General features: G+C 69.4%; 8 protein-coding genes. 6 read left to right on the top strand and 2 right to left on the bottom strand.

Translation table 11 applies throughout. The annotated features are described in order from the left end of the window. Window positions 1-32: 32 nt before the first annotated feature. Together A3CQ_RS0106080 and A3CQ_RS0106075 are read right to left on the bottom strand one after the other, a co-directional pair. Window positions 33-2057 (bottom strand): nSTAND1 domain-containing NTPase, encoded by a 2025-nt coding sequence (locus tag A3CQ_RS0106080; RefSeq protein ID WP_026205377.1) that lies wholly within the window; start codon window positions 2055-2057, stop codon window positions 33-35. After that, the gene (locus tag A3CQ_RS0106075) at window positions 2054-3007 is read right to left on the bottom strand and encodes an SIR2 family NAD-dependent protein deacylase (RefSeq protein ID WP_020510032.1); all 954 of its coding nucleotides are present in this window, start codon (window positions 3005-3007) and stop codon (window positions 2054-2056) included. The genes A3CQ_RS0106080 and A3CQ_RS0106075 overlap by 4 nt, the downstream gene beginning before the upstream one ends. Window positions 3008-3152: 145 nt before the next feature. Here A3CQ_RS0106075 and A3CQ_RS0106070 point away from each other — a divergent pair, with 145 nt between their 5' ends. From A3CQ_RS0106070 to A3CQ_RS0106040, 6 genes are all read left to right on the top strand, one after another. After that, window positions 3153-3527, top strand: a complete 375-nt coding sequence (locus tag A3CQ_RS0106070) for a VOC family protein (protein WP_026205376.1) — start codon at window positions 3153-3155, stop codon at window positions 3525-3527. Between the two features lie 176 nt (window positions 3528-3703). Then, complete coding sequence (locus A3CQ_RS0106065; RefSeq protein WP_020510030.1) at window positions 3704-4501, top strand: hypothetical protein; 798 nt, start codon at window positions 3704-3706, stop codon at window positions 4499-4501. A 55-nt stretch (window positions 4502-4556) separates the two neighbouring features. Continuing rightward, complete coding sequence (locus tag A3CQ_RS0106060; RefSeq protein WP_020510029.1) at window positions 4557-6716, top strand: S8 family peptidase; 2160 nt, start codon at window positions 4557-4559, stop codon at window positions 6714-6716. A gap of 82 nt (window positions 6717-6798) precedes the next feature. Next, complete coding sequence (locus A3CQ_RS0106055; protein ID WP_020510028.1) at window positions 6799-7086, top strand: hypothetical protein; 288 nt, start codon at window positions 6799-6801, stop codon at window positions 7084-7086. Continuing rightward, complete coding sequence (locus tag A3CQ_RS0106050; RefSeq protein ID WP_020510027.1) at window positions 7062-7271, top strand: hypothetical protein; 210 nt, start codon at window positions 7062-7064, stop codon at window positions 7269-7271. Before A3CQ_RS0106055 ends, A3CQ_RS0106050 begins: the two co-directional genes overlap by 25 nt. Before the next feature lie 656 nt (window positions 7272-7927). Beyond that, on the top strand, window positions 7928-14041 hold the full coding sequence (locus A3CQ_RS0106040; protein WP_020510025.1) for a nucleic acid/nucleotide deaminase domain-containing protein: 6114 nt from the start codon (window positions 7928-7930) through the stop codon (window positions 14039-14041). Window positions 14042-14045: the final 4 nt, after the last annotated feature.

Genomic DNA, 14045 nt, shown 5'->3' with positions numbered 1-14045 from the left:
CGGGCCCGCTCGTTGCAGGCCCGGGACCCCGATCACATGTCGGACTCCAGGAAGTACATGCCACCGAGCACGAGGCTCGCTATCAACGCGGTCAGATTGAAGCCGGCGGTCGGAGCCCAGTCGAAGACGCCGAAAAGTGCCGCGCCCGAGTAGCAGGCGAGCGCCAGCACAAGATAGACAACGGGCCAGGCGACCAGGATTCGCGTCACCCACCGGAACGCATTGTTGGAATATGACGAGCTGGGCCAGAGCGCCTTCCGCGCCGCACGCAGATCGATATTTTGCCGGGCTTCCTCCATGTAAACGACAACCTGGAGAAATGCGGCTCCGATGACAACGACCGCGAACGTCAGCGGGGCGTATTGAACCGACGGCACGCTCCACACCAGGTCGATCGCAAACCGCGCCACGAAGAGTCCGCCGACCGCGGCGAGACCGCCGAGGCACCAGACGACCACGTTCGTGTACCAGGTCGTGCTGTCGGAGTACCGGCTCAGATAGTCGCGAAGTGCATACGTCTCGAAGGCGCTGATCTGTGCGGCGCAACGGGCCCGCCGATCGGGATGGGCCAACATCAATGTCTTCAGACGCCGGTTGTAAGAACCTATCAGGTCCCAGGAATCATTCTCGAGCCGATGGTTGCCCGCCATGACGACGAGCGCGTCCCGCATGTGCCCGCGCGCCTTCTCAACACGGGCGGTCGACGGGGCCCCGTCCGCGGACCCGGCCTCGCCGCCGAGGAGGTCGATGGCGGATCGGATGTTCTTGTGGGCGGACGCCAATGCCGCACGGCCGGGCGCGAGAGCGCCATGGACCTGCTCCCCGAGGATTTCCGTCCGCAGATCGAATGCGGTCGTGTCCGTGGCCATCACGAAACGCTGCCTCCAGTCCAGCAGAATGAGGCCGAGAAGATCGTGGACCAATTCGTATTCCGTGCGCTCCCCGCGGACGGCCCGCCGGAACAGCGGCGAAGCGGTCCGGGTCAGGAAATCCAGCATGGACTGGAGCTGCGGCCCCACCGCCGCCTGGTCCAGGTCCGACCGGCCATAGGGGTCGTACTGCTCGCTGAAGATGCTGGCGCCCCAATCCCTGAAGTCCCGGGACTGGAGCAGGCCGATGATGTCGTCGACCGTCAGTGGCACCTTTGCCCCGGTCGGAAGCACCATGTACCGCAGAGCGGCCCACAGGACCTGCGCCTCGAGGGGAAGCAACTCGTCGAGGGTGGCGCTGACGAATGACTTGAGGATGCCGGCCGCGCGGTCCTCGGCCAGATAGCTCTCGCGGGTGATCCGCCGGCCGCCTCCGCCGATGTCCCTCTCCCACAGGCGCGACCAGACGATCTGGAAGTAGCCGGCCTCGATGCGGCCCGACCGGGTGGTCGCGTCCGATCGCGTCTCCCGTTCCAGGTCGTCGAGGACCTCCTCGATCAGGCCGTCGTCGATGGTGATGTCCGCGCCCACGGTCGCGATCGGGCCGCGGACCGCCTCGATCAGGTCGTCCCGGGTCAGGCCGGCGATGCGGTAGCTGGCGTCGAGAAGTCCGCTGACCCGCTCCATCAGGTCCGCCAGGCCCGCGAGGTAGTCCTCGCGGATGCTGATCACCACCGTCGCCGCGCTGCTTCGCGTGTTCGCCAGGCGCGCCAGTTGGGCGTACAGCAGCTCGAGCTCTTTCTCGTGCTTGAGGCGCTCCTCGAACTGGTCGAGCACCAGGATGGCCCGTCGTTCGGTGTCCTTGTGGTGGTGTTCGAGCAGGTCGGCGAGGCCGCCCACGACCGGAGGCTCCCAGCCGGTGGCGGTCAGCGCCTGCGTCGCCACCTCGGTCACGTCCTGCTGGGAGCCGGCGACGACGATCGGCACGTACTCGTCGTCCTTGGCGACCTCGGGCAGGAGGCCGGCGTTGAGCAGCGAGGACTTGCCGGTGCCGCTCGGGGCGTAGACCACCAGGACGGGTACGGCGAGGATCAGGTTCTGCAGGATGGCCACGTCCTGGTCGCGGCCGAAGAAGACGTCCTTGTCGCCCGCCTGGAAGGGGCGCAGGCCCACGAAGGGATTCTTCACGTCGGGTCCTCCGGCTCCCACTCCGCGGCGAGTCGATCGCAGAACTTGACGAGATCCCCGTCGTACACGGTGATGTTGCGTTTCTGCCACAGCTGGACGTCGAGGGCGTCGGGCTTCAGCTGGATGGCCAGGTGGCGGTATTGATCCATCTTGGAGATCGCGTTCTGCAGGACCAGCAGGCGGAGGAAGGCCCGGAAGTTCCAGTCGGTCAGGGAGTAGCCGAGGAAGAGGAACCGCGACGTCCGGAAGTGCGCGAGGAGCGCGGCCGGCGGGAACAGCGGCGAGACGGGCCCGCCGGTGTTGACCAGGAAGTCGACGTAGTCGTTCTCGGTGATGATGAGGTCGTCGCCCTGGGCGCCCGGCGCCTGATGCGCGGAACCGTGCATCTTGAACAGGAACGTCGTGCCGTCGGGGAACTTCGGGTTCTGCAGGCGGAAGGTCTTGGCCTGCGCGAACCCGCTGGTGCCGTCCGGATAGACGACGTTGAGCCGGGCCGGGCCGTGCTCCGGGTCCCGCATGTTCTGGATGATCACGCACAGCGGCCGGCCGGCCCGCGCGAACGCGGTCTCGACGTGGACGTCGTAGTTCGTGGTGACGATGAAGCGGCACCGGGTGGCCGGCGGCATCGCGGCCAGCATTCGGGCCACGCGACCGGGCTCGGCGTGGAGCTGGGTCTCGTAGAACCTCTCGTGGAGATACTCGTAGAGCGCCGGGCGGTCCCAGGCCCACTCCTCGTAGTACTGCGCGACCTTGGCGAGGTTGTCCGCCTGGTCACCCGGATAGGGACGCGCCATGCGTTTCTGCAGCTCGAACGCCAGGCCCCGGCCGTCCGGCAACGGGTCGGCCTCGACGCCCACCCGCGAAGCGCCGGCCCCGAGAAAAGGAATGACCTTGCCATCGGCCAGCCAGCGGGCAACCTGCTCGAACCCAAAGGAATCGATGGTGTCCAAACCGCGCATCCTCCCTGCGGAGTGGGCGTCGCAGACCGCGCCCCCGATGCGCGGAAAATGTGGACGTTACCCGAGCGGCCGGTCGCGACAAATCGGTCTGGCGGCTATTTGACGACCGCCCGGTGGACACGGCAGCGTGGCGAACATGCTGGCCTCCGCGCGCGTCGTCGCCTTCGTCCCGTCCACCGACCTCGGCCGGTCCCGCGAGTTCTACGAGTCGGTGCTCGGCCTGCCGATTGCCTCCGTCGACGGGTTCGCCGTGGTGGTCGAGTCGCCGGCCGGACTCATCCGCATCGTCGACGTGGGCTCGTCGCTGGCCGTGCAGCCGTTCACGATCCTGGGCTGGCGGGTCGGCGACATCGACGCGGAGGTCGACGCGCTCGCGGCCCGCGGCGTGGGCTTCGTCCGCTTCCCGGGCATGGAGCAGGACGACCGAGGGGTCTGGGCGGCACCGGGCGGCGCCCGGGTGGCCTGGTTCCGCGACCCGGACGGAAATACGCTCTCGCTCGATCAGCAGTAAACGCGATCATTTCCGCGGGGCAAATAAGTCCGAGGTATTCGCGTAACAGATCGAATTCTGGCTGTCAATTCTTGATTAGACAGGTAATCCGGTAGTGATCTGTGTGCCCGGCGGCGCAGTCTGTCGCTGACGCACTGCAGTGGGTCTCCGACTTCAACCCGGTTTTGGAGGTCAGGATGACCGCACCGACGAAAAAATCCTCCGAGGAACTCATGATTCCCGAGGAACTCAAGGAAAAGACCGACGAGATCAATCAGATCGTGGCCGATCTGAAACAGAAACTGGAGCAGGGCGACACGCTCTACCGCAGCCAGGTCCAGCAGGTTCAGCAGTCGCGCGCGCCGTCGACGCTCAACGGTCGTAACGGCCACAACGGCAACGCGACCACCGAAGCCGCGGAACCCACCGCGAACTTCGGCGGACTGCCGTACCAGTTCTTCGACCTGATCGCGGTGGGGCCGTTCCAGCCGATCGGCGCCGGACCGTTCCGGCCCAACCGGATTCTGCGGACCGGCGAGCCCGCGTTCCTCATCGCCGCGATCTGGCGCAACCCGTTGCCACTCGGCTTCCAGGCGGGCAACCCGTCGGCGGCCGAGGTGATGGCCGGGCAGCAGTACATGGTCCGTGGCCAGACCGTCAACATCAACGACGTCGCGAACGGGCCCGACCTGGGGCCGGCGACCGGCACGTTCGGAGCCGGGTTCCTCGACTTCCACGTGCTGCACATCCCGTCGGTTCCGGCGCCGCCCGACGGCTCGCCGAAACTGCTGGACATCACGCTGACCATCGACGTCCGCAGCGTGGCGTCGGGTCTGCCGCCGTTCGCCGGCTACGCGTCGGTGTGGCTGCAGCTCGACACCGAACCGCCCTTCGTCTTCCCGTACATCCCGTACGTGGGCGGTCCGGTCGTGGTTCCGGGCCTGGTCCCGAGCTTCGTGCGCGACATTCCGGTACGCGTGATGATCTATTCGTGATCGACGAGAGGGCACCGGCGCCGACCAGCGCCGGTGCCCGCGCGGAGGAGATCAGATGACGGCCAAGGTGGATCCGCGACTGCGCCTGCTGATGGAGGAGATGGCCGGCCGGTCCGGGATGGAGTTCGCACAGGCGGCCGAGGCCCCGCTCGGCGAGCGCGTCGGCTGGCGCGGGCGGCCGGACGGGGCGACCATCGAGGTCCTCGTCGAGGAGTCCGCGGACGGGAGCCTCGACGACCTCGCGGCCGCGCTGCCCGGCGCCGAGGTCGGCCCCGGCGGCAAGGTGCGGCCGGTACGGCTGCCGGTGACCGCGCTGCCGGCGCTGGCCGAGCACGACGCCGTGGCCCGCGTCGAGGCGGCACGGCCACTGTTTCCCGAGCTCAACTGGTCGCGTACGGAATGCGGAGCGGAAGCGGCGCACACGGCGCAACCACCGATCGCCGGCGCCGGGGTGGTCGTCGCCGTGCTCGACACCGGAATCGACTACACGCATCCGTGCTTCCGCCGGGCCGGCGGTGGCACCCGGATCATCGCGCTCTGGGACCAGGGCGCCGACCCCGAACCCGGCGGCGACGTGCCGTTCGGCCGGGAGTACCGCGCCTCCGACATCGACCGCGCGCTGGCCGCCGACGATCCGCTGACGGTGGTGCCGCACGAGGACACCGGCCACGGCACGCACGTCGCGGGGATCCTCGCCGGCGACGAGCGCGGCACCGGGCAGTTCACCGGAATCGCCCCCGACGCCGACCTGATCGTGGTCGCGCTCGACGCCGACGGCGCGTCGCTCGGCACCTCCGCGCACGTGGTGGCGGCGCTCGACTTCGTCCGTCGTCGCGCCGGCGGCCGCCCGGTCGTGGTCAACATCAGCCAGGGCACCAACATCGGCGGCCACGCCGGCGAGTCGCTGCTCGAACGCCGCATCGACGAGATCAGCCGCGGGCCCGGATTCGTCGTCGTCAAGTCGGCCGGAAACGAACAGCAGTGGGGCGTGCACTCCGGCGGTCTTCTTTCGCCCGGCGAGGACCATTTCCTCGCGTTCGATGTCGCCCCCGGCAACCGTTTCGACGACATCATCGAAATCTGGTTCGCCGGCCGCGACGACATCGAGATCAGCTTGCGCCCACCGACCGGTTCCGCAATTTCCCGCGTACGCCCCGGAGCGTCCCTTTCCGCCGAGACCGACGCCGGGAATCGGGTGCGCATCGACGTCGACGAGGACGCCGACGGCACCGGCGATCGACGCGCGTCGCTGATTCTCCGCCGCGGAAACCTCGGCCAGATCGAGCCCGGCCGATGGACCATTTCGCTGCGCGCCGGCGCCATTGTCGACGGCCGTTTCGACGCGTGGATCGAGCGGGCGCCACGGCTGGACCCGGGCGCCCCCGAACAGAGCCGATTCGCGCCCGGCGACCGCGATCCCGCTCGCACGGTCACCATCCCCGGCACGGCCCGATGGGTCCTGACCGTCGGTTCCTACATCACCAAGTCGTCGTCGCCGGCCACGATCGGGACGCTCTCGGCCTTCAGCTCGCTCGGCCCGACCCGCGACGGCCGCGACAAGCCCGACCTGGCCGCCCCAGGGGAGTTCGTGACGTCGGCCCACGCCGGGTGGCGCTCCGACGGCATCCAGCACGCTTCCCTGATGGGTACGTCGATGGCCGCCCCGCACGTGGCCGGCGCGGCGGCGCTGGTGCTGCAGGCCGCACCGCTGCTGACCGCCGACCAGGTGGGCCAGGTGCTGCGCCGCTCGACCCGCCCGCACGCCCACCTCGATGTGGCGCGGGCCGTGGCCCTGGCCCGGGAGGCCGTCTTCCCCACGATCACCGCCGTCCAGGCGGACGGGGGAGTGGTGACGGTGAAGACCGACATCGCCACGACGGCCGTCCTGCGGACCATCACCAGCGCCGCGCCGTCCACTGTGCACACCTTCGACCTGTCCGGCCTCCCGCCCGGCGACCACCGCTGCGCCATCGAGGTCACCGCCGGCGGCTGGACCACCACCGACGACCGGACGATCACCACCGGCGCCGCCCCCACCGACGACTGGGCCGATTTCGCCGGCCTCAACCCGGTCGTCTTCACCGTCGTGGCCGTGCAGACCCACGGCGAGGAGATCCAGTACGCCGTATCCGACGCCCGAACCAACGACCGAGCCACCAAACTCGACGGCGCGGCCCTGCTCGCCTTCCTCCGGGAAAAGGCCGGGGTCTCATGACCGCCGGACATGGACCGAATCGGAGGCTCTCGGGCCGTGGACGTGCAGTTGCGGGACGCGAAACGTCATAACGTCAACAGGTGTGAGCCGCCTGGAGGTCGATCGGACCCTCCTCGATGCCGTCGAGACCGCTGGTTACTTCGGCTTCTTCGCCGCGGCGGGTCCCTTCGGGCTGCTGGTGGGATCCGAGTTCGCTGAGGCGGCAGAGGACATGCTCCGCATCGCCGTGGCCGAGGCCAAACTCGTCGGGGGTGGCGTGGCGTCGGAGGGGATCATCTCGTTGAAGATCTCGGCGGCTCGGGCGGGTGGGGAGCCGGTTGCGGCTACCTGGCCGTCGGCGGGCGGGTGCGCCCGGTCTTCGCCCTGCTGATCTTCGCGTTCGAGGCGGTCGTGATCGGCGGCCTCGGCTCGCTCGGGGGCACGCTGGCCGGCGGCATCGCGCTCGGCCTCACCCAGCAGCTGGTCGGCGAATGGAACTCGCATTACGCGGTCCTCGCCGTTCATCTGCTGTTCCTGCTCGTGCTGGCCGTGCGCCCGCAAGGGATATTCCGATGAGCCCGGTCATCAGCCGGTGGAGCCGGGCGCGGTGACGGCGGTCGTGCCGGCCGCCATTCCGCATTTCTACGCACGGGCCGAGACCGCGCACATCGACCTTTTCCTGTTCGTCGCGCTCGCCAATCTGTGGAACCTGTTCGCCGGCCTCACCTCCTTCGGTCAGCATTCCTATCTGGGCGTCGGCGCCTACGCCCTTCATCTGTACGCGGCGGCTGGCATTGACCCCGCCCTCGGCGTCGTGCTGGCCGCGGCCGCCGTCTCGCTGCTGGTGCTCCGCCTGACCGCCGGCTATCTCGCGGTCGCCACCTGGGTGGTCGCCGAGGTCCCGCACCTGCTGGCCACCGAGTCGCCGCGGTGGCGCACTTCTTTTCTTCGCTCTGCAACAATTCCTAGCCGGCTATGGCCCGTGGGATCTGGTCATTCTCGGGGCGGTAGCGATGTTGGTCACACTCCTCGCTGCGCGCGGCTTGTGGGGCGCCATTTCGCATCGCTGGGACGTCTCGCTGCTGCCGGTCGGCTACCGCTACCAGAGGTAACGCGTGGGAGCGCTCCCATCGTCAAAAGTCAATCCCTCATTTGCGGGGTTGTTTCGATCTTTGTCTATGCGGCAGCGTCCTTCGCGGACTGCAACGCCACATCCACGGGGGGATTGTCTCGTGCGCTTGTCTGGTCGATTCAAGCTGCTCTGCCATGCTCTGATCCTGGCGATAGTCGCGGCCTATCTCGTCGCCACGCCGCCGTCACCGGCCGCCGCGGCGACCCCGGTCGCAGTTCACGGCGCCGGCCCGGTGAACAGCCCGCTGCCGGCCACCGCAACGCCCAACCACGGCCTCGCTGCCGGTCAGACCGCGCCGCCGGTGCCGCCCTCGGTCGCGGCGGCCGGCCCGGCGAAGGTGCCCGCGAAGGCCTTGCAAAAGGCGGCGGCTGAGCTGCCCTTCCAGCCCATCGCGCGGCCCGGCTTCCTGCTCGGGGACACCTCGCTGGTCGTCTACTGGGACGCCGAGGTCGACGAGGGCAACCCGGACTCCTGGGGGCGCTGGTTCGCCACGGTCACCGACACCGAGACGCACGCCGAGCAGCGCTCGGCCGAGCTCGCGCAGAAGGACCTGAGCCGCTGCTACAGCCCGGCCCTGCTGTGCCGCAGCTTCGGCGCCGCCGACGGCTGGGTGCTCGACCCCGCCCGGACGTACACGGTCACGGTCACCGAGATCGCGCCGGACGGCACCGAGCAGACCAGCAAGCCCTCGGAGCCCGCCCATCCGCGCAAGACCGACGACGTCCCGGCGCTGCCGGCCGGGCAGGCGGCCGGGTGCGGCTGCGCGACGGTGCTCGGCCCGACCGTGATCGCCCAGGCGCTGCGCGGCGCGACCGTGAACACCGCGACCGGCGCCTACCTGCGGGTCGAGCAGGACTTCGCGATGCCGTCGTACGGCATCCCGTTCAACCACGCCCGGTACTACTCGTCCGGCAACACCGCGACCGGCATGTTCGGCGCCGGCTGGAGCTCCTCGTACGACATTCGGGTGATCGCCGCCGACAACGGCGCGGTGCGGGTGCGCGCCGAGGACGGCTCCGAGGCGGTCTACCTCGCGAACGCCGACGGCTCGTTCGACCCGCCGACCGGCGTGCGGGCCCGGCTGACCAAGGTGGACGGTGGCTGGCAGCTCGTGCCGCCGGACCGCCGGGTGCTGCGCTTCGACTCCGCCGGCCGGCTTCTGTCGATCAAGAACGCGCGTGGTCTCGGCGTGACGCTCGCGTACACCTCCGGCGGGCTGCTCAGCACGATCACCGACGCGGGCGGCCGGGTGGTGCGCTTCGAGTCCCGCGCCGACCTGCGGCTGATCACGAAGATCACGCTGCCCGACGGCCGCTCGACCCAGTTCGACTACCAGGACGGGCGGCTGCTCAAGACGCAGGACCCGCGTGGCTACGTGACCTCGTACGCCTACGACGCCGGCGGCCGGCTCGCGCAGATCACCGACGCCCGCGGTCACCAGCTGATCCGCAACACGTACGACGCCGGCGGCCGGGTCGCCCAGCAGCTCGACCCCGAGGGCGCGAAGACCACCTTCGCCTGGGACGCCGTGCAGCAGGTCGCTCGCACCACCGACCCGGACGGCGTCGCGGTCGTCGACGGCTACAAGAACAACGTCCTGCTCTACAGCCAGAACGCCGGCAACGACACGGTCAACCACCGCTACACCGGCAAGCTCAACAAGAGCCTGGTGATCGACCCGAAGGGCAACCAGGAGGAGACCCGCTTCGACGACGCCGGAAACCCGGTCTCGCGGACCGCGCCGGAGCCGTTCTCGTTCACCCAGAACAGCACCTTTGACGACCGCAGCAACCTGACCGCGTACCAGGACGGCCGGGGCAACACCTGGAAGTACGAGTACAACGAGTTCAACGAGATGGTCGCCCAGCGCGACCCGAAGCAGAGCACCGGCTACAAGTACGAGTACGACGCCAAGGGCCAGGTGATCACGCGCACCGACCCGCGCGGCAAGGTCACCCGGTACGAGTACGACGCCAACGGCGACCGCACGGCCGAGATCGCGCCGACCGGGCGGCGCACCGAGATGACGTACGACGTCACCGGCCGGCTCGCGTCGGTCGTCGACCCTCGCGGCACGGTCTCCGGCGGCAACAAGGACGCCTACCGCACCAAGTACGTCTACGACGCGCAGAGCCAGATCACCGAGGTCTGGGAGCCGGGCAAGGCGCAGCCGTACCGCACGACCTACGACGAGCTCGGCAACGTGGTGGTCGCGACCGACCCGCTGAGCAACTCCAGCCACTACACGTACGACAACGCCAGCCGCCGGACCGTGGTGAAGGACCCGATCGGCAACGTCACGACCTCGACCTACACGCCGGGCGGCCGGCGCGCGTCGGTCGCCGACGGCGAGGGCAACACCACCAGCTGGACGTACGACGTCAACGGGCGGGTCGCGACCGAGACGTCGCCGCGCGGCAACGCCGACGCCGCCAGCAAGGACCTGTTCACCGCCGTCTTCCACTACGACTTCAACGGCAACCTGATCCGCGCCGACCGGCCGTACGGCTCGGACGGTCAGCGGGTCGAGGTGGACACCGCGTTCGACGCCCTGGACCGGCCCACCGGGCAGCAGGACCAGTTCAAGAAGGGCACCACGGTCAGCTACGACAACAACGGCAACGTCGTCGAGATGACCAACGAGCGCGGCGAGAAGCTGACCAACACGTACGACGAGGCCAACCGGCGTACCGGCAGCTCCGGGCCGGAGGCGGGCGCGGCCGGCATCGAGTACGACGACGCCGGCAACCCGATCAAGGAGACCACCCCGACCGGCGGCGTGGTCACCACGAGCTACGACGACGACGGCCGGGTCGCGGCGGTCACCGAGCCCCGCGGCAACGTCTCCGGCGCGAACCCGGACGACTTCACCACGCGGTACACGTACGACCAGGCCGGCAACCCGGCCACCGTGACCGACGCGCTCGGCAGCGTGGGCCGGGTCGCCTACGATGCGCTCAACCGGCCCACCGCGCAGACCGACGCCAACGGCAACACCACCAGGTTCGGGTACGACGACGCGGACCGGCTGGTGAAGGTGACCGGCGCCGACGCCCCGGGCGGGCAGTCGCTGACCTACACGTACGACGCCGACGGTCAGGTGATCAAGCGGACCGACCCGCTCGGCCGGGTCGCCTCCAACGAGTACGACCGGGCCGGGCGAACCACGGTCACCACCGACCCGCTCGGCCGGCGCCGCGAGTACGTCTACGACCCCGACTCCAACCTGATCCAGGAGGTCACGGCCCGGATCGTCGAGCCCGGCCGCCCCGACCCGAATCGCCCGGCGCGCTCGATCTTCTACGCGTACGACAATCTGGGCCGGCTGACGAGTAAGCAGCTCGGCGCGGGCGGTGTCACCTACACCTACGGCTACGACGCGAAGAACCGGCTGGTCAGCGCGGCCGACCCGGCCGGGGTGCAGTCGTTCAAGTACGACGACACCGATCGGCTCACGTCGGCGACCCGCGGCGACGACACCTTCAAGTACGACTACGACCGCGACGACCGGGTCACCGGGCGCACCTACCCGGACGGCACCCACATCGGCGCCACCTACGACGACGGCGACCGGATCAAGACGCTCACCGCGTCGCGCGGGGACACCAGCGCCGAGTACAAGTTCTCCTACGACGTCGCCGACAACCTGACCGGGATCACCTACCCGGCGTCGACCGGCATCACCGAGAGCCGGGACTACGACCGGGCCGGCCGGATGACCCGGATCGCCGCCACCAAGGGCGACACCACGCTGTCGGCGTTCGACCTGAGCCTCGACAAGGTCGGCAATCCCACCAAGATCGTGCAGACCACGGGCGAGCCGGGCCAGCCGACGGTGACCGAGGCGACGGCGTACACGTACGACGCCGCGAACCGGCTGACCGCCGAGTGCTTCGGCGCGCAGGCCTGCTCGGGCGAGGTCGCCGAGCGGACCGACTACACCTACGACCTGGTCGGCAACCGCACGAAGATGACCCGGCGGGCGCCGGGCGACAACACCACCACCAATTACACGTACGACGGCGCGGACCAGCTGACGCAGGAGAGCGTGACCGGCAGCCGGACCAGCACGCGCTCGTTCGCGTACGACCTCGAGGGCAACCAGACGCGGGCCGGGTCGGACTCCTTCGCGTACGCGCTCGACCACACGATGACCTCGGCGACAACCAACGGCACCACCACCAATTACGCGTACGACGGAGCGGGTAACCGAATCTCGGCGGTCTCCGGGTCGACCACCCAGACCTGGACCTGGGACATCAACGCCGACCGGCCGCTGCTCGCCCAGGAGCGGCAGACCGACGCCACCGGCACGATCGGGCGGGACTACCTGTACGACCCGTCCGGCCAACCGCTGGCACTGCTCGTGCCCGGCGCCGACACCCTGGGCGCGCACTCCTACCTGCGGGACTGGCTCGGTGGCGTCTCCGCCGTCGTCTCCCCGGCCGGCGCTCCGGAGTGGAGTTACGACTACGACGCGTTCGGGGTCAGCCGGGGCACCAAGCAGGGCGCCTCCGACGCGCCGGCCAACCCGCTGCAGTACGCGGGCACGTACCAGGACACCAGCCAGGGCGACCGGTACGCGATGGGCGCCCGCAGCTACGACCCGTCCACCGGCCGGTTCGCCTCGGCCGACCCGGTCGCCCAGCCGGCCACCGACCAGGCGGTGTCGACGTACTCGTACACCAACGGCCGCCCGACCGTGCTCACCGACCCGAGCGGCGGCGACCCGGACGACGGCAAGACCGGCATGACCGACGCCTACGTCTCCTACTACTCGACGTGCGCCAACAACCCGGCCGCCTGCGCCGCCACGACCGACGCGAACACGCCGGCCGGCGGCGACGGCGAGCAGCAGTCCGAGAACCCGGACTGGCTGAACTCGAAGAAGATCGTCGATGAGGCCGACGGCTTCGTGAAGCAGATCGGCGACGAGATCGTCAACCTGATCCTCGATCTGGTCGGGTTCAACGACGCCAAGGCGTGCATCACCGAGGGCGACATCGTCGCCTGCATCTCCACGGCGCTGCAGGCGGTGCCCTGGGGCAAGATGTTCAAGGCCGCCAAGGTCGCGATCAAGGCGATCGGGGTCGGCCGGCGGCTCATCGACGCGTACAGCCGCCTGAAATCGGCGAAGAACGCGCTCGTCGCGATCCCGCGCTGGATCAAGAAGGCGACCCGCACCGCCGACGAGGCGGCCAGCAGCAAGAAGTACGCCGACGAGGCGGCCAAGGCGGCCAAGGGTGCCAAGGACGCCGGCGGGAAGGCGAAGGCCACCTCGCAGAAGGCGGCGGACAACGCCAAACGCGCCAAGAAGAAGGAGACGTCCACCGGGGAGAGTTGCAAGGTCGCCCAGGGCAACAAGGCCCGGCTGGCCGCCAACTCCTTCGCCGCCGGCACCGAGGTGCTGCTCGCCGACGGCAGCACCAAGCCGATCGAGAAGCTGCACCCCGGCGACACCGTCACCGCCACCGACCCGGCCACCGGGCAGACCGAGCCCGAGCAGGTGACCGCCACCGTCGTCGGCCACGGCGACAAGGACCTGATCGACCTGACCCTGGCCGGCGCCGGGGCCGGTGGCGGCGGCCCGCCGTCGGTCGTCACCGCCACCGCCGGGCACAAGTTCTACAGCCTCGACCGGAACGACTGGGTCACGGCCGCTTCCCTCAAACCCGGGGAAACCCTCCGCGACGCCACCGGCCACCGGGTCACGGTCGTCTCCCGAGCGTCACGCGCCGAGGTAGCGACCGTCTACAACCTGACCGTCAGCGAAGCCCACACGTACTACGTGGTCGCCGGTGACACCCCCGTCCTGGTGCACAACTGCCAGGTCGACTACGGCGACAGCGACCTCAGCCGGTCGGTGATGCAGGAGCGGCTGCGGCTGAACAAGAAGGGCAACAACTTCGCGGCCGCCCGCTACGTCGACGACAACGGGGTCGAGCGCATCGCCGTCGCGTACTCGTCGAAAGGTTTGGGAAATCACGCCGAGCGCAAGCTGATGCGGCAGTTCGGCGACTCGATCAAGGAGATGTACTCCGAGTTCCAGCCCTGCACCGGCACGAACAAGTGCCGGAAGATGCTGGGCGACGCCGGCATACCCACCTCGTACTCGTGGAGCTGGACGACCTCCGCGGAGGGGGCCGCGGCCCGGAAGGCGAAGAAGACCGCGATCGACAGTTTGTTCGCCGACGCCCTCAACGGAATTTGGTAGGGTC

Source organism: Paractinoplanes globisporus DSM 43857, from assembly GCF_000379645.1.
GTDB lineage: Bacteria > Actinomycetota > Actinomycetes > Mycobacteriales > Micromonosporaceae > Actinoplanes > Actinoplanes globisporus.
This window is presented reverse-complemented; position numbering and strand designations above follow the sequence as displayed.